The sequence below is a fragment of the Candidatus Nitrosotalea bavarica genome (assembly GCF_900167955.1).
GTDB classification, from domain to species: Archaea; Thermoproteota; Nitrososphaeria; order Nitrososphaerales; family Nitrosopumilaceae; genus Nitrosotalea; species Nitrosotalea bavarica.
Map to the genome: position 1 here is coordinate 46,276 of NZ_FUYK01000008.1, position 24,336 is coordinate 70,611.

A 24,336-nucleotide genomic window follows, 5' to 3' on the forward strand; every position below is an offset into this window, starting at 1 on the left:
TTTATCTTTGGTGCTTTATTCCTCTAGCATTTAGAACTTCATAAATCTCAGGAAGAGAAAATACAAATCCAACATGGACACAATTTTTCTCTTCACACAATAAACAATAGAGCTCATTATTCTGGACAGCAACTTCAGCTATTCTATTTTTGATGTTGTCTTTTACTACAACTCTGTCATCATCAACTGAAATCTTTTCAAGTTTTGGAGCATATCTTGCAAAAGTATCATCCTTCTGCATGAGGTCTTCCATCATGAAAGTAATGTATCCTGCAAAACTGTTTACACCCTTCATTGCAAGGTCGTGTTTACTTTTCTTGTATGTATCGTGGAATCTGTTGTACACTTCTTCTGAAATTGTTATTGATTTAAAACCTGCTTTTGGCATTACTTATCTATACCGTACTTTAAAGTACTAATATTTAATACTTTTGGCTGTAAAGATTCCAACCAAAGGTCAGCTCCATGTCAACTAATTATATAATGAGATGTACAGTGTTGTAGATGTTAATTATATTATAATTAAAATAATTTTAAAATTTAATTAAAAAAATATTCAAAATATAATTTGATTTATATCCCGTGATACGTTTGAAAACCAAATTTCTGTGATCAAACTATTAAGGGTTTAGTATGAATTCTGAGGTTTTCTTAATTACTTTTTTGATATAATACAAACAGTGCGATTGTAGTATACGACATACCACACCACTACTTGGACCAACCAGACCATACCAAAGTACCGGTCAGCGGGGACCTTTTCATCACAGGTCCTTTGCTGATTTTATTAATGCTATATACCAGAAAATTACACAAAGTTTGTGGTACGAGAATATAGTACAGAAAAAATACGTGAAAAACTAATTGATGCTCTTAGTCAATCAAAGACTGGGCTGACAGGAGTTGAGATTTCAGAAAAACTCAAGGTAAATCGTGTAACAATGTCAAAATATCTCAGAGTTTTTGCAGGTGAGGGCCTGATAAAACAAAAAAATATGGGCAGTGTCAATCTTTGGTTCATTGAAGAGGGTGCCGACAAACTCAATTTTCCAGCAGATTTTTTCCAAGTTAAAAACAAGTATCTGGAATATGTCTTATCGGGATCAACTCCAGAGGCACATACTCTAATTCGAACGTCGCTTCATTCTGGAGCCACGCCTACTAAATTAGTAAGTGAAGTTATAATTCCAGCAATTGAATCAATTGAAAATTCCTATGATAGTGGAAAGATGGGAAGATCAGAGAAGAATTTCTATGATGAAATAATATCAACTTCAATCTCTCTGATTGGTCTATCAGAAGAAGAGGTGGATCAAAAAAAGAATATTGTCATTTTGTCTAGTGATTATCAGAATGCTCTAGTTGCACAAGCCGCTTCTGGCGCACTTCGTACTGAAAAATGGAAAGTATCCCTGCTTGGTGACATGTCTTCTGCAATTGATGTAATGTTTGATATAGACTTGCAAAGATTTCTAAATAAAATCTGGCCCAAGCGCGATGGCATAATGATTATAGTAGTATTTGCTTCAAAGGAAGCTGAAATCAAATTCTTTACTCAAGCCATCGAAGCAAGCAAGGGAAAATATGGAAAGAATATTCATCTTGCACTGTGTACTAGGATTGGAAAAAAAACAAAGACTAGTGCTGATTTTGTATCTGCTGATGTGGAAACTTTATTGCAGTGGTGCCAGACTGTGTATGAAAGTTACCAAAATCAGTGATTGATAAGTTCTAAAATCTTGAATGGAAGTTTGGAAAAATCAATTTCCTTTTCAACTGAAATCAAAAGTATATTCTCATTTACTGGAAAACTCATTATTATCAGCTTGTCTCTGTATGACATTGCAAATTTTACTGGACCCAATACTTTGTCAAATTCCCTTCGCATCTTTGCCCTCAAAACTAGTTCCATGTACATCATTTCATCATCTCTTGCATCTTCTAAAGACTCAAACCCCGGTTTCATTCCACCTGCAATCAGTCTACCGTTTGTATTGATCAAACCTGAAAATCTTATCAATGGTTCTAACTCGAGGATTTTTTTGCACAACTCGTCTTTGTCCATGTTATGCTATTTCCTCGTCTGAGAGATATATTGATAGCTTAAATATTGACAACAAAAGTGTAATGGGTTGTTCCTATTTATTGAAATCTATCATTTTTAGATTGAAAACTAGTGGGCCGAATGGGATTCGAACCCACGACCTTTCGATATCTGAATAATTTTATCAGTCGAACGCTCCAGCCAAGCTGAGCTATCGGCCCAAATTTTTTTTTATCCGACTGTCATTTAAGTCTGCTGGCTTTTCCACTTTATTGAACAACCCATCGATGGGTCAAAATCTTTCTCTATCTTCTTTGCAGAAAGAACTTGCTCTATATTTTGAATCATTGTTTTCTCTGTGGGCTTGTCTTCTGGTTTCATTGCGTTATCAATTCTACCATGAAAAACTAATCTTCCTTCCTTGTCAAAAAGAAACGGATCTGGAGTACAAACTGCGCCATATTTTTTTGCAACCTCTTGAGTTTCATCAACTAGATACGTAAATCCAAAACCTTTCTCTTTTGCAAATTTTTTCATGCTGCTAAAACTATCATCTGGATATTTTACCGCGTCATTACTGTTAATTCCAATCATGGCAATCTTTCCCTTGAATTTTTCATATATCTCATTTAATGCATCTACTTTGGCTTGAACATATGGACAGTGATTGCACATGAAAATTATCAACTTGGCGCTATAGTCTTTGTATTCAGAAAGAGAATGATTCTTGTCATCAATTCCTAATAAATTAAAATCTGGAGCCTTGTCTCCTGCTTTTAGGACAACCTCTGATTTTAGTAGTACCATGAATATTTTGAAAGATAATATCAATAAAATCTTTGCCCACACAAAGGGAACAATTAAAATCTAAGCGGTTTTCAAATCATGCAATGGGCTGGTAGTTCAGCGGTAGAATACTCGCCTTGCACGCGAGGGGTCAGGGGTTCAAATCCCCTCCAGTCCACTCTTTTATCAATAAAATTGGAAAATCTTTTTGTTGCATATGTCATCAATATGCTAATGTATAGTATAGTCTGAAAATGTACAAGACATTTTTATGAACATAAAAAATACCGCCATTCTCTTTATTGCAATACCTTTGGTCTTGGCTGCATTTACACATCTATGGAATCCAGTTGGGTTTCCAGATATCTTCTATGATGAGGGAGTTTACATGTACAGAGCAATGCATTTGATGTCTGGAGGTGGACTACAGATTGATTATTTTCATGATCATCCCTTCTTTGGGCAGCTATTCTTGGCAGGCATATTATCTTTAACGGGATATCCAAATTCACTCCATCCCACAACTGATGCAAATTCAATACAGATGCTCTACCTTGTTCCGCGTGTATTGATGGGAATACTTGCAATCTTTGATACTTTTTTGATATACAAAATATCCGAGAGACGTTATTCCAAAAATGTCGCCCTGCTGGCATCTGTCATGTTTGCAGTAATGCCAATTACCTGGCTTACGCGGAGAATTTTACTAGATTCTATCTTATTGCCATTTTTGCTATCATCTATTTTATTTGCAATATACGCAAAAGATTCTAAAAATAAAAAATTACTTGTCATACTCTCTGGAATATTTCTTGGAATAGCACTATTTACAAAAGAGACGATGGCTGTCATGATTCCATTGATTGCAATCATGGTGTATCAGGGTGCCAAGAATCGCAAAATGTTGGGACTGTGGTTGATTCCGGTGATTTTGATTCCTATGATCTGGCCAATCCAGAGTTTATCTGACAATCAATCTCACTTGTTTATTGGTGATATTATATCCCAAGTACATAGACAAAATAATAATTTTGTCAACATATTGGAAAATTTCTTTTTCTTTGATCCTGTCTTGCTAATTTTAGGACTGGCTGGGATACTTTATGCTATACTAAAAAAAGACTCTGTAATTTTATTGTGGTTTGTTCCGTTTCTAGTATTTCTTGCCTCTGTAGGATATGCCCAGTATTTTTACTGGATTCCAGTCTTGCCAGTTCTCTGTATTGCTGCAGCTAGATTCATCATAGATCTTTGTGCAAAAGCAAAAGAAAATTTTCGGCATATTGCTCCTTATGTTGTAATATCCTGTATAGGGATATTTGGATTGACAATGTCATTTTTCTTGATTAATTCAAATGTATCAGGCCAGTATGACGCTGCAGCATATGTTCTTCAAAATGTTCACAATAGTAATATTGAAAATGATCCAAACAACATAACAATTGTCTCTAGCCCAATTTACTCGTGGGTATTCCAGTACGTTTACCACATCAGTGACGTTTTACCAGATTATAGAGCCTTATTGTATTATCCTGCTCCCACAAGTCATGTTCTTTTAATTTCAGATCTTCACTTTACATCAAATCTAAACTCTGGAAAGCAACTTTCAGATTTATACTATAACACTACTGTGGTCAAAAAATTCCGGGGCGGAGTTTTAGATGAAAACCTTGGACAGTATCCATTTACTAGCATGATTGTAAATTATGAAGGAAGTGAAGTTGAGATAAGGACAAGTAAATGATAAAAAACATTAGTATTCTTTATAGCACGGAAAAAAGAGGCTATTGTTAATGCCTTTTGATATTGACCGGACAATGCTTGTTTACCTTGGCATGATTACAGCTGGCATCTTTTTCATTGCGTACCCTCCTCCATATTATCTGGCTCTAGGTCTTGGACTGATTGTAGTAGGTGGGATATTGGTTCTTCATAAATCTAGAAAGAAGGAACTAGGTACGAAACTTTGATTGTGTCTTTAATTTTTCTGTTAAACTACTAAATATCTCATTGTGGGAAACATCTGAGAAATTAACAGTTCCTCCTTCACGGATTATTTGTTTGTCAAACTTTTCCTTGATGGCAAATGTCACCGATGAATAATGAATTCGTCCTTTGAGTTTCTCTTGCACTATAGCTTCAGTATCCGGAAATGTCGCAAAATGAAATGCTATTCCTCCTGCCCACAATATTGTTGGTATTCCACCACCGCCAGACCTTGCACCTGCTATAATCTGTGTAATCCAGTCTTCAAATTTCTGTTCCAGTACTTCATGAATGACAAGTTGCTTCCATGGTTCAATTATAATTTCCAAATGTAATTCAAAATCACGCTCAAGTTTTATTTAAGGAACTATGATTGTAATTATATCCACGGGCGATCTGGCAAAAATTAGGCGTCTTAAAGATGGATTTAAATACTATTCTGTTTTTTTGTTGATTAGGTAATTTAGATATGCAAGATTGGAGTCAAGCGGGCGTGTACATACCACTGATGGTAGGATTAATTCCAGGATTCATTTACTGGTGTGTAATTACCGCAAAGAAACACAAGTAAATCAACCAAATCTTTTATCTTCTTTTTATAATTTTGAGATCCTAACGAAAGTTAGTAGAACCTTCTATACTAGGTTGTATAGATTATGAATGCAGTATATGATTAATGCCTTAATATCATTAAAAGTGGGTATGAGAAATGTAATTCTTTCTGGTATGTTGATTATAACATTATTTACACCAAACTTTGTTTGGGCTCAGGAGAATCTTCCCCTTTCCACAAATCTGGGAGTTGTAGTACTTGATGCAACTGTTTACTCTCACAAGGCAATTAATGGTTCCACTATAGTATATGGCGAAGTTCAAAATAATCTCAGTTCTCCAGTTAATCGTGTAACTATTGGTGTTACATTCATGGATGATAACTCTAACCAAATAGAATACAAGACTGGCTCGACACTTTTACAGGTAGTCCAGCCTGGAGGAATGGTTCCATTTTCAATGTCTTCAACTAAAGCAGATTCTTCCATTTCACAAATCCAGGTAAAAATTGCGGGTTTCCAGTCATCATCTGACAGACCACTATCACTAGTTGTCTCTCCTGGTTCTCTTCAAGTATCTAACAGCTTGATTGTTTCAGGTACTGTAACAAACAACGGGGCCCAAAAATCTACCAATACAATATTTTATTTAATTTCATATGATGCATTTCAAAGAATAGTTGGCATTGGAGTTTCTTCTCCGGTTGATGTTGGCATTAATCAAAATTCCCAATTCAGTATTGTATCAGATTCTAGTCCCAAGGCAAAATCATACATGATTGTAGCAGAGTCTGATAGTTATCAATCAAAACTAACTCCTGTAACTGCTGTTCAAGTTTCATTGCCTGTTCTAGTAAGCAATACAACTGTCACTGGTCCTAATGATACATCGTTTAGTGCCATACCGGTAAATACTCCAGTAACTATATCCAGTAACGTAAATTATCTTCTCACTTCAACACAATCGTTTGTCTATTATGTTCAAGTCAAACACTTTGGTGGACAAACAGCATTCATAGGAAAATATGAGGGAGTACTTGTTAGCTCTGACAATCAAAAAGTCTCTGTAAACTGGACTCCAAATGTAGCAGGTTCGTATTTTATAGAGACCTATGTGTGGGATTATGGTAATATTCCTCTGTCTTCATCAGTGCCATCAGTTAATCTAGTACTTGTTAGATGATAATATAGTAAATACAAATTGTTTCCATGACTAGATTCAAACTTGTTGCAATGGGAGGTACGTTTGATATTGTACATAAAGGCCATCTGGAACTTCTCAAAGGCGCGTTTTCCATATCTGATAAAGTAATAATCGGTCTGACTAGTGACGAGTTTGCCAAAAAGAAAGGTAAAGATCCTGAAAATGACTACTCCCAACGATACAAAACGCTAGAAAATATAATACGAGAAAACTTTGCAAATTCTAAATATCATATAGCAAAACTTGAAAGTGATTTTGGACCGGCTGTGCTAGAAAAAGAGGTCGAGGCGTTAGTTGTAAGTGATGAGACCTCATCAAAGGGAATAGAGTTGAATAAATTAAGAGCTGCCAAGAACTCTCCGCCTGTGGAGATAATAGTAATTCCACTAGTACTTGCAAAAGACGGCACTAGGATATCTACGACAAGAATCAAAAAGTCTGAGATTGATTCTGATGGCAATATACTAAATTGACAAATAACTTTTCAATCTTTGAGTCGTTTCCATAAAACTCTAGAATTTCTGATATATCATTGAAAGAACTCACAGATAGGATGATGGGCAAAATGTCCTCAGATATTATAGGTCTAAAGGATGGTCTTGATCCTCAGAATATTGCATTTTGGTACAAAAAAGTAATAGCAGAGGCAAAAGAGATGGCACCACCGTGGCTAGTAGATAAGATTGGAGTAAAGCAAGATCCTATACTATATTTGAAATTTAATCTTGATATCTCAAAGCGAGCTGTTCGATATCTGATGATGGCAATTGAAGACAATCTGGATGCCATGCCGTATACCACTAGATTGTATTTTCTCAAAGTACAAGAACTGGTTACTCAGGAAATGGACAAGGCTCTAGTCTAAAACTATTCTTTAGTTATTTCTATTATATCTTCGATAACTTCGGTCTTGATAATTTTGTTTATGCCATCAATTACAGACTGGATAAAATCTGCAAATTCATCAGCTTGTGTTTTATCTCGGAATAAAACACTGTGTGCAGATTTATCCTTTAGAGATATAACAATCTCGTTTTCAATAATTTCTAAAATTCCACTGATGAAAATTTCATTATCGTCTTTGATGTATATCAGGCTGGCGAGTTTTTGTGCCTCGTAACTGTCTGCGCAGGTTATGTTTTTCTTCATTTTTATTCAAACATGAATTTATCTACTATATCTTTGGCTTTCTCTCTTCTATCTTGAAATTCTTTAAGAAATGGCTTTGTTGCATCTTTTAGGTTGCCCTTGCATTCTCCGCAAAGCAATCCTCCGCTCTTGCACTTTCTTGCCCTTTCATCAGACTTTTTTTCAGTATCAAAAAAGTATCTCAAATACCAAAACACTGGACAGATGGCAAAGTTTGCTCCAAGACTTTTCTGAAGTTCAACAGTAGGCTGACCCCCAGTAAAAGTACTATTAATTTTCTTGTCTACTGTTTTATCATCATCTGTTGTAAATATTGCAGTCTCTGGAATTGATGATGACATTTTTCCTTGCATTCCTAATCCTGGCAAGAACTTGGAGTGGATCTGCGCAGGCTTGGGGTATCCCATCTTTTCTGCAATGTCTCTTGTAACTCTCCAGTATGGGTCCTGGTCTATTGCAGCGGGAATCAAAACTTGAGTTGGCTTGCCTTCTATTATTGATGGAAGAAAACATGGTGCTGCTTGAATTGGAGGAAATCCAATCATGCCAATATTTGTAGAATTTTCAAATCCAAATACTGCCTTTACAGTTGAAAAAGTAATTCGCTTTGCTATTTCAAGTGCTATAGGATAAATTCTCTTGATGTCTTTGGTATCAATTAGAATTTTGGTCTTTTTTGGATCAAATCCTATTGCTATGATATCTAAAATGTTCTCTTCAGTGAATTTTTTAACATCCTCCATTGACTTTTGGTCGCTGTAGAGAAACTTTTCATCATCAGTTAATTGGAATATTAATTTAACATCAAACTTTTCTTGGAGATATTTTGTGAAAATCCAGGGTAGCAAGTGTCCCATGTGGATCTTTCCAGACGGACCTCTTCCTGTGTACAAGTAAAACTTGTTTCCCTTTTCATATTCTGTGATGATTTTATCCAAATCTCTGTGGCTAAAGAAATAACCCAGCTTTAGCATTGGATGAACTTCTCCAGTAATCTTTTCAATTCGTGCCTCTAATTCGGGTGAAATTTTTTCTGTGCCAAACTTTACCATGAGTTTATCATAGTCAATCTCTCCTTCTACGCTCCAAGGAGTTACGGTAAACTCTTCAGATGACATTCATGGTTTAGTTAGGTTAAGGTTTAAAAAGTCTTTTTGGCTTTTTGTGATAATGTCTCAAGTTCTGCATCCGATTGAACAAAAACTTCTCAAGACCTTGATTGTACAACAAAACTTGTCTCCTGAAGAACTTTGTGAAATTTCAAAACTTTCAATTGATCAGGTGCGACGTGGAATTGAATGGTTAAAGTTCAAAAATTTAGCAAGTGTAATAGAAACTGAGAAAAATTTTGTAACACTTGGCAAAAGAGGAACTGAAGCGCATGAGAAGGGTTTTCCTGAGAGACAACTAGTGAACCATCTAAGGTCATTGCAAGGATACTCGTGTGAGATGAATGACGTTAAAAATTTACTACAAAATGAATTTGGTCCGGCTATTGCAAATGCCAAGAAAAATGGATGGGTTGAGATTGTAGAAAACAGAATTATGCTCAAAGGATATCATGATGTTACATCTGAGGAGAAGATTATCAAGACTGTATCAAAAAACCCATCTGGTGTTTCTGTAGATGAGTTGGACAAGGATGTAGTTGAATCGCTTAAAAAAAGACCCGAGTTTATTATTGTTAGTTCAAAAAAATCTGCATTAGTTAGTCTTACTGAAAAGGGAATTGAATCTGCCAAGACAGTACAGGATACAATTGAATTTATAGCAGATGTGGAAGTGACATCCTCTACAGAACCAGAAGCTAAATCTGTTCGAGCAATAGATGTTGAAGCTACCGCTCCTACAGTATTTGCAGCAAAGAGCCACCCTCTACGAGATGTCATAGATGAAGTAAGAGAGATATTTGTTAGTCTTGGATTTTCTGAAATTATTGGAAACAATGTACAGAGTAGTTTTTGGAACTTTGATGCTCTCTTTACACCACAAGACCATCCTGCAAGAGAGATGCAAGATACATTTTATCTCAAAGATATCAAGGCAAAAAATATCGCAAACCTTTCCCAGATAAAAAAAGTATCTGACGCACACAAAAAGGGCTGGAATTATCAGTGGCAAAGTGAAGAGGCAAAAAGACTAGTCCTACGAACGCATACTACATGTGTTACAATACGTGAACTTGCTGACAAAAAGCATGATGAAGCTAGATTATTTTCAATAGGACGAGTATTTAGAAATGAGAAACTAAGCTACAAGCATCTTGCAGAGTTTCATCAAGTAGAGGGAGTTGTAGTTGGCAAAAATGTCACACTACGGGATTTAATGGGACTGCAGACTGAATTTTATCATAAAATGGGAATAAAGAAAATAAAATTCTGGCCGACATTTTTCCCGTATACAGAGCCGTCGTTGCAGTCCATGATATATAATGAAAAACTTGGCAAGTGGGTGGAACTCTTTGGAATGGGTATATTCAGACCAGAGGTAACACAACCGCTTGGAATCAAAAATCCAGTACTTGCATGGGGTGGAGGAATTGAAAGAATCGCAATGCTGCGGTATGGTCTAACAGATGTAAGAGAGTTATATGAAAATAAATTTGGCTGGTTGAGGAGTGTACCAAAATGCCAGTAGTCGCATTATACTATAACAGAGTAAAACAAATTCTTGGAAAAAGCATTCCTAAAACAAAACTAATTGAGACTTTACCGTTCATTGGGCTGGATATTGAAGATGAGACAACTGACCACATCAACGTAGAGTATAGTCCAAACAGACCAGACTATTCCACTGATTATGGTATCATAACAGGTCTTCAAGGATTACTTGGAATTAAAACCGGAATGCCTGTGTTGAAAATCAAAAAAGGAAAATATTCTATCAAGGCTGATCCGTCTGTATCCAAAGTAAGATCATATGTTACAGCAATAGAGGCAAGAAATGGCAAGCTAGACGATGAAACTATAAGACAAATTATTACAATGCAAGAAGATCTTCATAATGGACTGGGTAGAAGACGAAAGAAGGCATCTATTGGTATACATGATCTCGAAAAAATAAAATTTCCTTTATTGTATAAAACAGTAACACGTGAACATAGCTTTGTTCCTTTAGAATCGGATTTGTCCATGACTGTAAAGGAGATTCTAGACAAGACAGAGACTGGAAAAAAATACCGGCATATACTTGATGGACATGCCAAAATTCCAATTATAATAGATTCCGATGGGAAAACAATATCGCTTCCTCCTATATCTAACGCAAAACTAACAGAGATGAATACAAAGACTACCAATTTGCTAGTAGAAGTTACTGCAACTGATAAGATTGCTGCTGAAGGTGTGCTTGCAGTTATTGCAAATACTTTACAGATTGCAGGATTTGAGTTGTATTCTGTTAAAGTAACTGGAGCTGGAAATTCTACTCCTGTACTAAAATCTCGAGAACTAGTTTTAGAGCCTGAGCTTGTAAACAAGACTCTAGGGATTGAGATATCAAACTCTGTTATTGTAAAATCTTTGAGAAAAAGCAGACTTGATGCCAAGATGAGAGGTAAAAAAATTGTATGTACCATACCACGATATAGGACAGATATCTTTGGAGTGATGGACTTGGTAGAAGAAGTAGCTTTAGGTTATGGAATCCAAAATCTTGTACCTACCATGCCTGGTTCGGTTTCAGCTGGTGAGAGAAATGATATTACAAAAACACTCGAAGCTTTACGCCAAACTATGATTGGCCTTGGGTATTTGGAAGTGATGAACTTTGAGCTTACTGGAAAAGAGATTCTATATGATAAGACTGGTAGGGAGGATTCAAAAATCATATCTGTTGCAGATTCAAAAAGTCAGGAGCATATTATTTTGCGTGATATACTACTTCCTGGAATGCTTGAAGTCTTATCAAGAAATATTCATGAATCCTATCCTCAGAAAATATTTGAGATTGGAACTGTATTTGAAAAAGACTCGCCAATTGTTGAAAGCATTCATCTGGCTTGTCTTTCAGCACACAAAGATGTCAACTATACAGAAATAAAATCTGTCTTACAGTCATTGCTAAAGACTGGACTTGATTTGACATGTAATACTGTACCACAAAAGGAAAAGATGTACGTTGATGGAAGAACTGCAAGTATTATGGTATATGGTAAAAAGTTTGGAACGCTTGGAGAGATTGATGGTAAAGTTTTGGAGAACTTTAAACTTAGAACGCCAGTAGCTGGGTTTGAGATTGATCTTTCTGGATTGGCGTTTGATTAGCAATATCTTTTGTTCGTAAAATAACTGGTTTTAACTGGTCGAAGAAAATTTTTCTGATTTGATTGATAAACGGCCTATTTACACATGTACATGAAAATAATGTAGACAATGAAGCACGTAGACTTGGTTTCGGTATAGAAATAGACGCACTTAATTCTAATAATTCCTAATGGGAAAAAGAAAATATGATCTAATTTGTATATTGTATCCTTAAGATTTATTAGAAATAACCATGGAAAAATACTAGTTGCTTTTTGGAGTTTTAGCAGTACATAGTCCAGAATTATGCCCTTTACATAATAAGACCAGCAAAAAGATATTTCTGGAAGTTCAAAGAAAAATCAAAGCAAATCAAAAAAAATTAAACATACTAAAAATAGTCGGTTTTTACGTCTCTGTCCTTGAGCATCAATGGATAATAATCCTAGATGCAAAGAACGCACATGACATAGAACAGTTGTGCATAACTGTAGGAATATCTGCAATGAGCACAGTCAAGATTGTTCCAATAAATGACTTTAACAAGGTAGTATCTAAAATGCAATCAAGCCAGTAACATTGTTACTGAACAATGTATCACAACTCCTTATAGATTCTTAGACGTAGTTAGGGCATGATGATAATTAGCAAGGAATCATTTGATCAAGTCTGGGTATCAAACAACTATGAAACCGTATTTTGCACAGACGAAGAAAAAGAACATTATTTCAGCTATTTGACCTCGAGAAAAGAAATCCCAAGAGGAATGAGCATTGTATTACTCAAAAAGAAATTAAACAGATTATACACCAAAGATGAAATAATGAATGCTTCTCCAGAAAAGCTCAGAGAAATGATAAAGTAAAGAAAAGTTTTCCTTTAAACCCTTCAGCAATTTCCTCAAAAGCTTTTGAGTTGAACGATATGGCTTGAAAATCTTTAAGATTATAATACAAGACATGACACTGTGGATGAAAAACTAGTCAGCATTATAGCCGTAATTGCCATAGTGGGTATAGTCAGTATATTGTTGGTACCTCAAACAATCCACCCTTTACCTGTAACAACAAACATGCATGTACCAAAGCCAACACCTATGCAAACTCCAAAACAAATTCCAACACTTCCTAAAGTAACACCATCAACTACACTGACAGATCAAGAGTTTGAAGACAAGCTTACACAGATTCAACTAGACCTAAAAAATGGAACTCAGAATTTGGATATGTATCTGGTACAATATAAAAACGGACAAATCTCAAAAGACCAGATGCTCAATATGACAGATAGCCGCATATCCATAATGCAAAACATTCTTCCACAATATGACAAACTAAACCCGCCTGAAAATTTTAAACAGTCATTACATTTATTCAGACTTTCTACACTGATGGAGATTGAAAGTGACAAGGCTCTAAGAGAATGGGTTGTAACAGGAGATAATGCAACATTTACCAAGTCAGACCAGTTATTGCAACAGTCATTTCAATATGAGACCAATGCACTCCAGTCTTATAATGACGCAATCAATGACGGTAAAATGGTAGATTCCTTACCAATTGTATGAGATAACATATAGTTCTGTTTTGCAAGTCCAAGATGTACTAATCCTCTTTTCTTGTTTTGATGATTTAACCAAATTTTTAAGCAAGATACGGTATTGTTATATGGTAAATGCAACAGGTCAAACTGGGAACAACAACGATAATGCAAAACAAGATTGCAAGTGTTGGTATCATAAGGCATGGGTAATTCAGATAATTGGAATCATGATCATAATTCAGATAAACTACCAAACAAGCCAAAGAAGAAAATAAGACTAATCTACCTAGTACCTATCTTTGCGGTGTTGGGAATTGTAGGATTTGCATATGTTTGGCAAAACCTGTACAACGACAATAGTAAATGTGATGATGAGATTGCACAGGTAAATCAAGTAATCAACTCGACAGGTAGTATAGATGCAAACGATACATTATTTCAACAACTTGGAACTGATGGATGTGTAGATATTTCTAAAGCCACTGGTATGATCACTACTCCACTTCCACACCTCAACCATAGCTTCAAGCCCTAACTTGCAAAATAAGATTTGAATCCAGGCACACAGGGGATTTTCTCTTTTTATACACAATCAGTAAAAAATGGTTCACCAACAATTTGTTCGGTGGAATATACTCTTGTCACAAAACTTTAGAACTTGGAACATGACATCACCTGACATGGATAAAGACAAATTATGCAATAGAGTCCTAGAGGCAGACTCGAGAATTAGATTTGCAGGTTTGATAAATAAAATGGGCAGACTAGTTGCAGGAGGAATGAAACCAGGATTACTATCTCTTGAAGAGTCAAAAGATAATGAAATGATATTTCTCCAACTAGCTTTGAAGGTAAATCAACGAAAGGAATTCGATAAGGCTTATGGTCCAGTAGAATTTTCAATGGCATATAGGGATAAGTTGATCATTATGAGCTTCCCAGTAAATGATTACATATTATTAATCTCATCTGAAAAGGAAGTTGATTTTTTTAAACTCCCATTCAAGATTTTAGAAATAATTCACAATGAAAATTAACTAAAAAACAAATCACATACTAGTTATGATTCTAGTTGTATCGCCATTTTTACACCTAGGTTGTCTTTTTACTTTTGATAAACTCGTTTGGACTAGTTCTAAAAATATACCATGAATTCATTTCATGCTGCTGACAAGTATTATAGCTAACGCACTACCAATCACTGCAACTGACCATGGTAATGGACCATAGTATTTTTTTCCAAACTTTCCTTTCTTTGAGTTAAAGACCATCCATATTAAAAATGGAATAATCCAGAATATGGCTGAAGAATGAGTCTTGAATATTACATTATTTGCAACAAATATGCTAACAACAGATACAACTGTGGCAAGTGTAACAATGGCAAAATGCTTTTTGTTCCATGGCACTAGATTACTATCTGACTTCATACTCTAGTACAATTATTCCATACTATAACACATTCGGTTTATCTATTTTTTTTTACTAGACATCTTAAGTTCATATGTTACAAGAAATGGTATGAGTAAAACATCAAACAAAGCAAAGAAAAGAAAAAAAGATCAAGATAACGCCAAATCAAAAAAGTAGTCCCCCTAATGGAACCATATACTAAATAGGATGCTATGCTCCTATGATAGCTTCCTTGACATGTTTCCAGATTATTCCACAGATTTATCATTAAAAAATTCTAGTAACAAGGCAACAATTGACGACTATATCTGTATAATGACTTGATACCACATACACCAGTATGGCAAAACGAACACATGCGTCTTATGTAGCAGCAGGAAAGAAAGCTGCAAAGAATAGGACACACGCATCTTATGTAGCAGCAGGAAAGAAAGGTGCAAAGACTAGAAAAAGAAAAGGTAACTAGATTACTTTAATGCATTTCTGATATTTTTTATTATATCTAGCGAAGCCTCAGGTGACCATGTAAGCAAGAGCATGTACTTGTCCCCAATAGGCATTGTCAATCTACAGAGATTGTCATATACTGCCAACACATAATGATTTTTCCCAAGCTTTGCACTCAGTTTCTCGCGAACCTTCATTGCATTGACTGCATACATTAGCGCTTCCCTATGTTCATCTTCATTGAGTAACGTTTTGATACCTTCTTGAATCTCTGTTCCAAGCACTTGGCCCTCCATGTCACAGACTGTAGCATAACGTATACGAGAATCTGACTTCATGACAGAATTTAGCATCTCTTGGACACTCAATGGTATGGATACAACTATGATGCATAAAAACTACATGTAGATTAAAAATTGGAAAATGCCTACTAGATACAAATTTTTTTATAATGAAATTATTTGAAAAAATCTGTTCAATATTTCACAATTCTACAAAAAGGGGCCCAAAAATACAATCATGGTATATTATGAATCGTTCTTGTCGATTATTCTTTTTGGGATGTAATTTTCTATATCTGTACTGAAAATTCTAATATTTGCAAATGTCCTTAGTATGGATTTTGCAATTAAACCCATCGCACTTTTTGCAAAATCTGATCTTTTAAGACTTTCGTCTGAAAAAATACTCAGAGTAGATCTCTGCTGCATAGAAATTATTTCAATTATGAATTCATGATTGTCATTGTCAGATGTCACCGGAATTAGTGCTCGCTTTTTTTTCTTGTCAAGGAAGATGTCATCTATTTTAATCAGAAATGGCCTCTCTTGAACTATGTTTTGAAATCTTGATGAAAACTCCTCAAGGTTAATTCCGTTGTCAAAAATAACATGTGGCATGGTCTTCTTTGAATTTATCATTTAAACAAGAATAGCTATTCTAATTTAGTATATTAGAAATTTGTACAAGTTCCCACGGTTTTTTTGATGTAGGCTTTTAATTCTCATTCTACAGATTTAGAATCCACTTCTAATGCTATTTTCAGTTGTATCAACTGATACTTTCTATATTAGTTCATGAATCAACTCCAAGTACACAACAAAAGACAATGCTGGAAAATGAAAAACAAAGTCACAGAAAGAAGAAACTATTGGAATCTTGAACAGACTAAATTATAATTATATGACTACATCTTAAAACTAGGTCTCTTTAAGTTACTAGTAAATTTTCTACAGTTCAAGATATGTTCTAGTCAGAACCAGTTTAATAGGAACGGAGACGTAATAGTATTGGAGAATTAGCATATGGCATATAATGTCGCTAAAAATTATTTTCCGAATTATGCCTCAGGGTTTAGAGTGGAGTTTTTTGAATTTACCTGCATACGTGGTATCAAGATTGGTAGTGATGCAATGTGCAAATAATTATACTGAAAGAACCAAAAACCTATCAAAAATGTAGAACTGAATTTGATGAAGAAAATGACTATCCCATATGCAATTATTGCCTCAAATTAATGGGTGGTTGGAGGTAGGAATTGTCTCTCCAAAGCGTCGTTCCAAAAGAGATCAACGAACACCTCCGCCTTTATTCAAAAGAACCATGGGAGGTACAGTTTCTTGAAGAGTGTGGGATATGCGGAAGCAAAATTGACGAATTTGGACTATGCGGATGTGATACTGGAGGAGGAGATTGATAATGGAATCTCGTTCAAATCAAAAAATATCTGAAAAAGAATCACCAAAATATCGTAAAGGTACCTGTTGGTTTTGTCAAAATCATTGCAATAATTTTGGTTATACTCATGAAGCATGCATAATAGATTATTTTAGCAAATCAAAATCACGCCAACTAGTCTCAGCATAGCAAACCAATGTGGTGAAAAATGCTTATTGGTTAGCAAGTCGTATGGATATCTATGGGAGTAGCACTTGAAAGTCCCCATAAAGATGAACCATACAAGAAACTGGAAATGACAGACGAGATTATAGTGGATTTATTTGAAGGAATTATCAGATCTAAACGCATTACAATGGCAGATGTCATGACACGAGATGTCATAACTCTTGATCACACCAAAACTGCACATGATGCGGCTATGACCATGATGGAAAAAAGGATTGGGAGTGTCATAATAACAGCATATGGAAAACCCTTTGGCATAGTTACAGAAAGAGACTTGGCGCGTCTAGTGGCATTTCTAGATATACCTGCAAAGTGCCTAATACTGAGTTTTCTTGCATCAAGACCGCTAATTTATGCAAGAACAACTCTAACTATTCAAGAGGCATCAGATATCATGGGAATACATAACATTGATCACCTTCCAATATTGGAACAAGGTAAGATTGTTGGAATGGTTACCACAAGAGATCTAGCCAAGTATTTACTTTGTGCTTGAAAGATTATGAAAAAAATAATCCAAACTCATCATACAGGTCGTAATACACTATGACAGATCTTGAAAAGAGCATGAAGAAGCAATACCAGTATCAGCGTCTAGGACATCCTGTGAACGAAAATCAAAAAGAGTTGGCCGAATTACAAGATTGGTCAGAAAAATGGATTATGAATAAGAAAGGTAAATTGACAATATCAGATGAGAACGAGATCAAGCGTGTTCTGGATAAATTACGTTCCGACGATTAAGTATTATATTTTTGTGGACCAAATTTTTACATACAAACGGATCCCTAAACCGAACATAAAATGGATCATTTTAGGTCCAGCCCATTAATTTTTTTTACTTTTTAATTTGAACTGATTGCAGACTTTCTTTTTGATTTTAGAACAACTATCATCAATGGTACTCTGTATGTCGTGCCATTCATTCCATAAAATATGGTACAATTGATAGTGCTAATTTATACAGTGTTTGAGTGTACCGGACAAACAGGTACATATTCATACTTTTGATATATGATAATTTGAAAGAAAATTGACCCTAGACTCATTGTGGAGAGACTTGTAATGGCAACAAAATCTGAAATTGGCCAAAAACGCACGCTTTATGACAAATCAGGTTCTCATAATGAAAATTCATCCAAAGTTCAATATGGGCAGATTGAAAAAAAATACCATGATCTGTATGAGAAAATACCGTGTCTACTGCGTTCTGTAACGCTTGATGGAATAATTTTTGCCTGTAATGAATTATACTTGAACAAACTTGGATACGAAAAAAATGAGGTTATAGGAAAATCAGTCTATGAGCACACTGCAAACCAAAGCATGCTTACATTACAAGAAGAGATAGAAAATTGGAAACAAACTCAGACAATTTCTAATAGAGAAATTTGGATAAAAAAGAAAGACGGTACTATATTTCCAGTTATTCTAAATGGAACTAATCTTTATGACGAATCTGGAAAGTTGATTGGAAGAACTGGTGTTTTGGTTGATATTACTGAAATTTCAAATACAAAACAAGTGATAGAACACGAACAAGATGTTATACAAAGACAATTTGGACAGCTCAGAAAAGTCCATAAGAATCTTAAAGAAACTGAACACAAGTATCGAGCTCTATATGAAAACTCGCCAGATCTTTTACGAACAATAAATGTTGATGGAATAATTCTTGACTGTAACAATTCTTATTGTAAAAATATGGGATACACAAAAAATGAAATTATAGGAAAATCTGTGTTTGATTTTGTGGCACCTGAAAGTTATGATGCATATGTAGATTCTTTTAAAACTTGGAAGACTAGTGGTAAGGTTTTCAACAAGATTGCCTGGTTTAAGAGAAAAGACGGCACCATATTTCCAGGTCTGATAAGTGCCAATAATCTTTATGATGAGAATAGAAAATTGATCGGAAGTAATACCAACATCAGAGATGCAACAGAGATTTATGCCATAAGAAAGAACTTGGAAGAAAATGAAAAGAAATTACAACTCCAAAACGAGAAACTTACAATTGCCTATGACCACTTGTTCGAATTGGAACAAAGGTATAGGACTCTTTACGAACAATCCCCTGACCTTGTAAGAACAATTGACATAAATGAAACCATAACTGATTGTAATGAAAAATATTGTACAGCAACAGGTTACTCGAGAGATGAGATTGTAGGAAAATCACTATTTGAGCATCTTGCTAAAAGAAGCTACGATGACATGAAACAGGCATTGGAGGAGTTTCAGTGTACTGGACACATAAACAATAGGGAGATGTGGATACAAAGAAAAAATGGCTCTGAATTTCCAACGTTACTTCTCTCAACTAATCTTTATGACAAGGATGGTTGCCTGTACGGACGTATTGGAAATTTTAGAGATATGACTGAGATATATTCTGCAAAAAAAGAGCTTGAAGAGCAAAAGACCAAACGACTTACTGCAATAGGTGAACTTTCTGCAAGGGTTGCCCACGATCTTAGAAACCCGCTTTCAATTTTATTAAACACAATTACATTAATCAAAATAAAGAATCCTGATTTTGAGAAAAATAATAAAGAAAGATTTGAGAGAATTGACCGCTCCATCAAAAGAATGTCCCATCAAATAGACGAAGTAATGGATTATGTTACACCAAAACCTCTGGACCTTGCAAATTCATCACTACTTGAAATTATTCGCTCTGCTCTTTCTAATGTGTCAACTACCGGAGTTGAAGTCCAAATGCCTGAAAATGATTTGTCTATATTATGTGACTCTGAAAAATTGGAAATTGTTTTGACTAATCTTATACTAAACTCAGTACAAGCTATGAAAAATTCAGGAAAAATTTTCATCAGAATAAACAAAGAGCAATTAGAAGGTCTCAATAGTTTTGCTGTTATAGAAGTACAAGATACAGGTGCTGGAATATCTAATGAAGTTTTACCAAAGGTATTTGATCCATTGTTTACTACAAGACAAGTTGGTACTGGCCTAGGACTAGTAAGTTGTAAAAGCATTATAGAAAAGCACAGTGGAACAATTTCAATCAAGACCCAAGTCGGACAGGGTACGACCTTTATCATGAGAATACCTATGCCGAAAACTACTGATTAAGACTGAAAATTATGACTATCTATTCTAGAATTGAAAGATATTTTTGTAAATATATTTTGGCAATATTATGCCAGCCTTCTAAGCTTAAAGATCTAGAAGAGATTTGAAGAGAAATCTGGAGATGAAAATGATTCTTTGACCTATCTTTTTTTACAAGACATCTTAACTTTGTAGCAAGTCTAGTAGTTGTATAATGGTAGAACTTGCCAAAAAAATTGGAAAGTTTGAAGATGACTTGAAAAAACATCAAAATAGACTAGCTAACATGAAAAATCACATAGACAGTCTGAATACAGAACTAAAGAAATTAAAACCTAAATCAAAAAAGTCTTCCTTAGTAAAATGATGATTGTTTACCTAAACAATAGTAAAGAAAGCAAAACTGTTCATGTTTTGTTCAAGAAATACACGCATCTGTTAATCCCTAATGTTTTTCTAGACTAGTCAGATAAAGATGGCTCTTAAGATACTAATTGCAGAAGACTATCAAGATCTTGCAGACTCGTATCGTGCCATATTGGAGGGAAGAGGTCACGAGGTAATGATAACTGGCAATGGCATGGAGTGTACAAATATCTTTAGACAATACGTACACAAACAGATGGATGGTTCAATTAAACCCCATTTTGATCTTGTCATACTAGATCAAAAGATGCCATTTATGGATGGAATTGAGACTGCAAAAGAGATACAATTCCTAAACCCACAACAAAAAATTATATTCATTACAGGTAATGGAGAAAATGTATTACAAAAACTCCCACAACTCTCGGGAAATATAGTAGTTATGAACAAGCCATTTACAGTACAAGCATTACTTTTAGCGGTTGAAGGATTTGGAACTATAAAATTCCGCGAAATGGCAAAAACCATCAGACAATAATTTTTGCAATCCTTACTATTTCATAAAGCACTTTAAATTATTATCTAGCTCCAGTGTTTTGCATTGTCCAAGAAAATCTGACCATGCTGATTTGCTATATCTAATTCTGTTTTCCATGAAACTTCACCTTTAGCAAGTAATTCACTTACTTTGGAAAAATAATGTTCAAGTTCGGGAGGACTAATTATTATGACGCGTCCACCATTACTGCCAACTAAAAATCTATGAGGAACTCCTTTAGGAATGGAAATTACGCCTCCAGTTTTTACCGTTATGGGTTTATTATCTAATACAAATTCATAGTCGCCATCAATTACAAAAAAAGTTTCTGAACCTCTTGGGTGCATGTGTAATGCAGGTCCCACATTGGGAGGATGAATTGCATCTAAAATTGTATAGTCGCCATTAGATTCAGAAGTGAGAACTTTGATACTCATTTTTACTCCGTGAAAATTAAATGTTCTATTTATCATGGTATATTTTCATCACTCTGGTTTTACCTGGATCATTTTTAGATATTTTCCTACAAATCCCCGATTATCATAAAGGATATCTACCATATGCAATATTATATGATGATGGCAAAAAAATTTGCTTGCTCTGATGTAGTAAGTGGCTGTAGCTGGTCTACTATAGCAAAAGACGAGACAGACTTGTTTCATAAAATATCTGAACACGCAAAACACGTCCATAAAATGGATACAATCCCAGATGATATACTAGATAAAGTAAAATCCAAGATTCAAGAAGTTTAACAACTCATACTTGCATTATAACTAGAATTATGACGTTCAGTGTGATTTGTTGGATTTAGAATATAGTATAGACTATCCAATGCTTACTGTTGATGAAGTTTCTCCGGTAAGGGGTACTCCTCCATTGCTTGGCCAGTCAGAATATGTGTCTACATAGATGGTACCAGTTCCAACGCTTGCATTGCTTGGAATGTAAAATGATACCTCCATTTGACTACTTCCAGCTCCAAGCGTTGTCTTGACAGAACCCACACCTAAGCTTGTTCCATCAGAGCCCACAAGATTGACAGTAACAAGAACTGTCTGGGTTGAGTTGGATGACAAGACAACTTTGGCATAGCTAGTACCACCCTTGCTAAATGATGTTACAGTCTTGTCTCCCATCTGGTCTGTTGGCTGGGCTGATACTATTGACAAGCCACTAATCTGTGCGCCCTGGGATGTTACTGAAAATGTTGCATGATAGCTCAAGTAGTTACCATTGACAAGTGCAGTTGCAGAAATTTGATAAGTGCCTGCTTGTGCAGTTGGTGAAAGACCTATCTGAAGTTCAGAGTTGCCTAGTGCATCAGTCTGAACTGTTCTTGATGCAACGATATTTGATAATGGATCAGTTACAAGTATTGCAACATTTTGTCCGGCTTGGGCACCCTGTGGATTTACAGTTATAGTTACAGTGTTTCCTGGGTTGTATGATGTCTTGTCAGTCTGGATGTTGCTTGATGTGGTATATGTTACTGGATTGATTGAAGATGGAGTCATTGTAGTTGTGCCAGAGCTTGCAGCATGTATACTGTCTCCTCCATAGTTTGCAGTTATAATTACTGTACCTGAATATGCAACATTTGGAGTATATGTTGTGGTACAATCACTTGGAGTGTAACAATAAGTCTGACTAAACGTGCCGCTTGCTCCGTTGTCACTCCACGATAATGTTCCAGTGATAGCATTTGATGATGATAATGGATCAGAAACAACTGCCGCAAGTGAGACTGGTCCGGTAGAGTATGTTACTGGATTTGGAGTAACAGTTGTAGTTGTATTGTGGATTAGATTTACTGATAGATATGATGAAGAGGAGCTAGATCTGTGAGTCGAGTCTCCTGAATAGGTTCCAGTAATTGTTACTGTACTTGGAGAGTTGACTGGTGGTGTGTATGTTACTGAGCAGCTTGCAGAATATAGAGTACAATAAGTCTGACTAAATGTACCGCCAACGTTTCCATCACTCCATGATAAAGTTCCAGTGATAGCATTTGGTGAACCAGTTTGATCAGTAACAGTTGCAGTAAATGTATCTGCCTCGTTAGAGTATGTTGCAGAATTTGCTACAATAGTTGTAGTGGTATTCTGATCTAGATTCACTGTTAGATATGCAGTACCAGTGCTTGATTGGTGAGCAGAATCTCCTGCATAGTATGCAGTTATTGTTACTCCACTTGGAGAGTTGACAGATGGTGTGTATGTTACTGTGCAGCTTGCAGAATATAGAGTACAATAAGTCTGACTAAATGTACCGCCAACGTTTCCATCACTCCATGATACTGTTCCAGAAATAGCACTCTGTGATATCAAAGGATCAGTTACAGTTACAGTAAATGTAACTGGGTCTCCATAGTATGATGTTGCAGAATTTGGTGTAACTGTCGTACTTGTAGACTGGGGTACGTTTGATGCAACATATTGTTGATTCTGTTGAGAGTTTGGTGATGATACGTATTGTTGGTACTGTGGTGTGTTACTTGGTCTTGATTGATATGCAGAGTGGTAAGATGAAAGCCAGTCGTGGATTCCTGCTTGAAATGTACTTTGATCAATTTGGCCTCTGGCTAGTAGCATGGCATTATCTTTAACCCATTGTGGGATTGGAGTTCCAGGAATGTAATTTCCTAAGTTGATGTAATGTTGGGCATTTTGGACAAATGTAGAGTCACTTACTTGGTTGTTAGCCCATTGTCCTGATATTGTTTTTAGAGGTGAAGAACTCGTACTAGAAGCGGAATTATCTGCAGCTGGTTGAGATGGAGTATAATTGGATACTCCAGCATTTGCAGTCTGAGATGTGTGTGATTGTGTTACTCCTCTATTCCATGTATTAGATGATTGATTTGCAGATGCTTGAACCGGAACTGATGGGGCAGAAACTGACTGAGTGGAAACTGATTGAACAGGAACTGTTTGAGTTGCAACTGCTTGAACAGTAGATGGTTGAGTATTAGATGACTGACTGGAAACAGAATGAACTGGAACTGTTTGAACTGGAACTGTTTGAACTGGAACTGTTTGATTGGTAACTACTTGAACTGGAACTGTTTGATTGGTAACTACTTG

At 35.5% G+C, this 24,336-nt stretch carries 33 protein-coding genes and 2 tRNA genes; 23 read left to right on the forward strand and 12 right to left on the reverse strand.

Annotated features, from left to right (window positions below; genetic code table 11):
• Position 1 precedes the first annotated feature (1 nt).
• On the reverse strand, positions 2–388 hold the full coding sequence (locus C0Q33_RS06010; protein WP_101477700.1) for a hypothetical protein: 387 nt from the start codon (positions 386–388) through the stop codon (positions 2–4).
• Between the two features lie 433 nt (positions 389–821).
• Here C0Q33_RS06010 and C0Q33_RS06015 point away from each other — a divergent pair, with 433 nt between their 5' ends.
• Positions 822–1,721 carry a transcriptional regulator gene (locus C0Q33_RS06015; protein ID WP_101477701.1) on the forward strand — a complete coding sequence of 300 codons (900 nt, stop codon included), beginning with the start codon at positions 822–824 and terminating at the stop codon, positions 1,719–1,721.
• Here the strand turns inward: C0Q33_RS06015 and C0Q33_RS06020 are convergent.
• From C0Q33_RS06020 to C0Q33_RS06030, 3 genes are all read right to left on the reverse strand, one after another.
• Positions 1,715–2,065 carry a DUF6659 family protein gene (locus C0Q33_RS06020; RefSeq protein WP_101477702.1) on the reverse strand — a complete coding sequence of 117 codons (351 nt, stop codon included), beginning with the start codon at positions 2,063–2,065 and terminating at the stop codon, positions 1,715–1,717. The two genes, C0Q33_RS06015 and C0Q33_RS06020, sit on opposite strands and share 7 nt — an antisense overlap.
• A 112-nt stretch (positions 2,066–2,177) precedes the next feature.
• Positions 2,178–2,265 (reverse strand) — tRNA-Ile (locus C0Q33_RS06025).
• Positions 2,266–2,290: 25 nt separating this feature from the next.
• Positions 2,291–2,851, reverse strand: a complete 561-nt coding sequence (locus C0Q33_RS06030) for a thioredoxin family protein (protein WP_101477703.1) — start codon at positions 2,849–2,851, stop codon at positions 2,291–2,293.
• An 85-nt stretch (positions 2,852–2,936) separates the two neighbouring features.
• Here C0Q33_RS06030 and C0Q33_RS06035 point away from each other — a divergent pair.
• The 3 genes from C0Q33_RS06035 to C0Q33_RS09255 all read left to right on the forward strand — a co-directional run bounded on the left by C0Q33_RS06035 (position 2,937) and on the right by C0Q33_RS09255 (position 4,800).
• Positions 2,937–3,008: transfer RNA gene (locus C0Q33_RS06035), tRNA-Ala, on the forward strand.
• Between the two features lie 93 nt (positions 3,009–3,101).
• Complete coding sequence (locus C0Q33_RS06040; RefSeq protein WP_101477704.1) at positions 3,102–4,574, forward strand: ArnT family glycosyltransferase; 1,473 nt, start codon at positions 3,102–3,104, stop codon at positions 4,572–4,574.
• Positions 4,575–4,623: 49 nt separating this feature from the next.
• Positions 4,624–4,800: a hypothetical protein gene (locus C0Q33_RS09255; RefSeq protein ID WP_165776447.1), complete on the forward strand. Its 177-nt coding sequence runs from the start codon at positions 4,624–4,626 to the stop codon at positions 4,798–4,800.
• Here the strand turns inward: C0Q33_RS09255 and C0Q33_RS06045 are convergent.
• Complete coding sequence (locus tag C0Q33_RS06045; RefSeq protein ID WP_101477705.1) at positions 4,783–5,145, reverse strand: hypothetical protein; 363 nt, start codon at positions 5,143–5,145, stop codon at positions 4,783–4,785. The two genes, C0Q33_RS09255 and C0Q33_RS06045, sit on opposite strands and share 18 nt — an antisense overlap.
• A gap of 373 nt (positions 5,146–5,518) precedes the next feature.
• Between C0Q33_RS06045 and C0Q33_RS06050 the strand changes: the two genes are divergently transcribed.
• The 3 genes from C0Q33_RS06050 (at position 5,519) to C0Q33_RS06060 (ending at position 7,436) form a co-directional block, all read left to right on the forward strand.
• Positions 5,519–6,550 (forward strand): FxLYD domain-containing protein, encoded by a 1,032-nt coding sequence (locus C0Q33_RS06050; protein ID WP_133121025.1) that lies wholly within the window; start codon positions 5,519–5,521, stop codon positions 6,548–6,550.
• A 26-nt stretch (positions 6,551–6,576) separates the two neighbouring features.
• Positions 6,577–7,044, forward strand: coding sequence for a phosphopantetheine adenylyltransferase (locus C0Q33_RS06055; RefSeq protein WP_101477707.1), 468 nt, complete (start codon positions 6,577–6,579; stop codon positions 7,042–7,044).
• Positions 7,045–7,124: 80 nt separating this feature from the next.
• Positions 7,125–7,436 (forward strand): hypothetical protein, encoded by a 312-nt coding sequence (locus tag C0Q33_RS06060; RefSeq protein ID WP_101477735.1) that lies wholly within the window; start codon positions 7,125–7,127, stop codon positions 7,434–7,436.
• Positions 7,437–7,438: 2 nt separating this feature from the next.
• Here C0Q33_RS06060 and C0Q33_RS06065 read toward each other — a convergent pair whose 3' ends face one another.
• Positions 7,439–7,720: a hypothetical protein gene (locus C0Q33_RS06065; protein ID WP_101477708.1), complete on the reverse strand. Its 282-nt coding sequence runs from the start codon at positions 7,718–7,720 to the stop codon at positions 7,439–7,441.
• 2 nt (positions 7,721–7,722) lie between these two features.
• On the reverse strand, positions 7,723–8,838 hold the full coding sequence (locus C0Q33_RS06070; RefSeq protein WP_101477709.1) for a tryptophan--tRNA ligase: 1,116 nt from the start codon (positions 8,836–8,838) through the stop codon (positions 7,723–7,725).
• A gap of 49 nt (positions 8,839–8,887) precedes the next feature.
• Here C0Q33_RS06070 and pheS point away from each other — a divergent pair, with 49 nt between their 5' ends.
• The 7 genes from pheS to C0Q33_RS06105 all read left to right on the forward strand — a co-directional run bounded on the left by pheS (position 8,888) and on the right by C0Q33_RS06105 (position 14,543).
• A complete protein-coding gene (gene pheS / locus C0Q33_RS06075; protein ID WP_449384864.1) occupies positions 8,888–10,357 on the forward strand; it encodes a phenylalanine--tRNA ligase subunit alpha in 1,470 nt (489 codons plus the stop codon).
• A complete protein-coding gene (gene pheT / locus C0Q33_RS06080; RefSeq protein WP_101477711.1) occupies positions 10,348–11,985 on the forward strand; it encodes a phenylalanine--tRNA ligase subunit beta in 1,638 nt (545 codons plus the stop codon). The genes pheS and pheT overlap by 10 nt, the downstream gene beginning before the upstream one ends.
• Positions 11,986–12,232: 247 nt before the next feature.
• The gene (locus C0Q33_RS06085; protein WP_101477712.1) at positions 12,233–12,541 is read left to right on the forward strand and encodes a hypothetical protein; all 309 of its coding nucleotides are present in this window, start codon (positions 12,233–12,235) and stop codon (positions 12,539–12,541) included.
• 57 nt (positions 12,542–12,598) lie between these two features.
• Positions 12,599–12,829 (forward strand): hypothetical protein, encoded by a 231-nt coding sequence (locus tag C0Q33_RS06090; protein ID WP_101477713.1) that lies wholly within the window; start codon positions 12,599–12,601, stop codon positions 12,827–12,829.
• A 102-nt stretch (positions 12,830–12,931) separates the two neighbouring features.
• Positions 12,932–13,531 carry a hypothetical protein gene (locus C0Q33_RS06095; RefSeq protein ID WP_101477714.1) on the forward strand — a complete coding sequence of 200 codons (600 nt, stop codon included), beginning with the start codon at positions 12,932–12,934 and terminating at the stop codon, positions 13,529–13,531.
• A gap of 177 nt (positions 13,532–13,708) precedes the next feature.
• Entirely contained in the window at positions 13,709–14,041 is a 333-nt protein-coding gene (locus C0Q33_RS06100) for a hypothetical protein (protein ID WP_101477715.1), read from the forward strand.
• Positions 14,042–14,171: 130 nt separating this feature from the next.
• Positions 14,172–14,543, forward strand: coding sequence for a DUF6659 family protein (locus C0Q33_RS06105; RefSeq protein ID WP_101477716.1), 372 nt, complete (start codon positions 14,172–14,174; stop codon positions 14,541–14,543).
• Between the two features lie 117 nt (positions 14,544–14,660).
• Here the strand turns inward: C0Q33_RS06105 and C0Q33_RS06110 are convergent, their stop codons facing one another.
• Positions 14,661–14,936, reverse strand: coding sequence for a hypothetical protein (locus C0Q33_RS06110; RefSeq protein ID WP_101477717.1), 276 nt, complete (start codon positions 14,934–14,936; stop codon positions 14,661–14,663).
• Between the two features lie 323 nt (positions 14,937–15,259).
• On the opposite strand from C0Q33_RS06110, the gene C0Q33_RS09590 reads away from it, so the two are divergent.
• Complete coding sequence (locus C0Q33_RS09590; protein WP_281258833.1) at positions 15,260–15,385, forward strand: hypothetical protein; 126 nt, start codon at positions 15,260–15,262, stop codon at positions 15,383–15,385.
• Position 15,386: 1 nt separating this feature from the next.
• Here the strand turns inward: C0Q33_RS09590 and C0Q33_RS06115 are convergent, their stop codons facing one another.
• Together C0Q33_RS06115 and C0Q33_RS06120 are read right to left on the reverse strand one after the other, a co-directional pair.
• Entirely contained in the window at positions 15,387–15,734 is a 348-nt protein-coding gene (locus C0Q33_RS06115; protein WP_133121026.1) for a hypothetical protein, read from the reverse strand.
• A 159-nt stretch (positions 15,735–15,893) separates the two neighbouring features.
• Positions 15,894–16,286 carry a hypothetical protein gene (locus C0Q33_RS06120; protein ID WP_101477719.1) on the reverse strand — a complete coding sequence of 131 codons (393 nt, stop codon included), beginning with the start codon at positions 16,284–16,286 and terminating at the stop codon, positions 15,894–15,896.
• Between the two features lie 617 nt (positions 16,287–16,903).
• On the opposite strand from C0Q33_RS06120, the gene C0Q33_RS09260 reads away from it, so the two are divergent.
• From C0Q33_RS09260 to C0Q33_RS06140, 7 genes are all read left to right on the forward strand, one after another.
• A complete protein-coding gene (locus tag C0Q33_RS09260) occupies positions 16,904–17,062 on the forward strand; it encodes a hypothetical protein (protein WP_165776448.1) in 159 nt (52 codons plus the stop codon).
• A 2-nt stretch (positions 17,063–17,064) separates the two neighbouring features.
• The gene (locus C0Q33_RS09265) at positions 17,065–17,232 is read left to right on the forward strand and encodes a hypothetical protein (protein WP_165776449.1); all 168 of its coding nucleotides are present in this window, start codon (positions 17,065–17,067) and stop codon (positions 17,230–17,232) included.
• A gap of 52 nt (positions 17,233–17,284) precedes the next feature.
• Entirely contained in the window at positions 17,285–17,767 is a 483-nt protein-coding gene (locus C0Q33_RS06125; protein WP_101477720.1) for a CBS domain-containing protein, read from the forward strand.
• 71 nt (positions 17,768–17,838) lie between these two features.
• Positions 17,839–18,015, forward strand: coding sequence for a hypothetical protein (locus C0Q33_RS09270; RefSeq protein ID WP_165776450.1), 177 nt, complete (start codon positions 17,839–17,841; stop codon positions 18,013–18,015).
• 321 nt (positions 18,016–18,336) lie between these two features.
• Complete coding sequence (locus C0Q33_RS06135) at positions 18,337–20,367, forward strand: PAS domain-containing sensor histidine kinase (RefSeq protein WP_133121027.1); 2,031 nt, start codon at positions 18,337–18,339, stop codon at positions 20,365–20,367.
• A 193-nt stretch (positions 20,368–20,560) separates the two neighbouring features.
• Positions 20,561–20,713 carry a hypothetical protein gene (locus C0Q33_RS09275; protein WP_165776451.1) on the forward strand — a complete coding sequence of 51 codons (153 nt, stop codon included), beginning with the start codon at positions 20,561–20,563 and terminating at the stop codon, positions 20,711–20,713.
• A 108-nt stretch (positions 20,714–20,821) separates the two neighbouring features.
• Positions 20,822–21,250: a response regulator gene (locus C0Q33_RS06140; protein WP_101477723.1), complete on the forward strand. Its 429-nt coding sequence runs from the start codon at positions 20,822–20,824 to the stop codon at positions 21,248–21,250.
• A gap of 44 nt (positions 21,251–21,294) precedes the next feature.
• On the opposite strand, the gene C0Q33_RS06145 is transcribed toward C0Q33_RS06140, so the two are convergent.
• Positions 21,295–21,687, reverse strand: a complete 393-nt coding sequence (locus C0Q33_RS06145; protein ID WP_165776452.1) for a cupin domain-containing protein — start codon at positions 21,685–21,687, stop codon at positions 21,295–21,297.
• Between the two features lie 141 nt (positions 21,688–21,828).
• Here C0Q33_RS06145 and C0Q33_RS06150 point away from each other — a divergent pair, with 141 nt between their 5' ends.
• The gene (locus C0Q33_RS06150) at positions 21,829–22,005 is read left to right on the forward strand and encodes a DUF1059 domain-containing protein (protein ID WP_165776453.1); all 177 of its coding nucleotides are present in this window, start codon (positions 21,829–21,831) and stop codon (positions 22,003–22,005) included.
• A gap of 72 nt (positions 22,006–22,077) precedes the next feature.
• Here C0Q33_RS06150 and C0Q33_RS06155 read toward each other — a convergent pair.
• On the reverse strand, positions 22,078–24,336 hold a 2,259-nt coding region (locus C0Q33_RS06155; RefSeq protein WP_165776454.1), incomplete at its 5' end, for a hypothetical protein.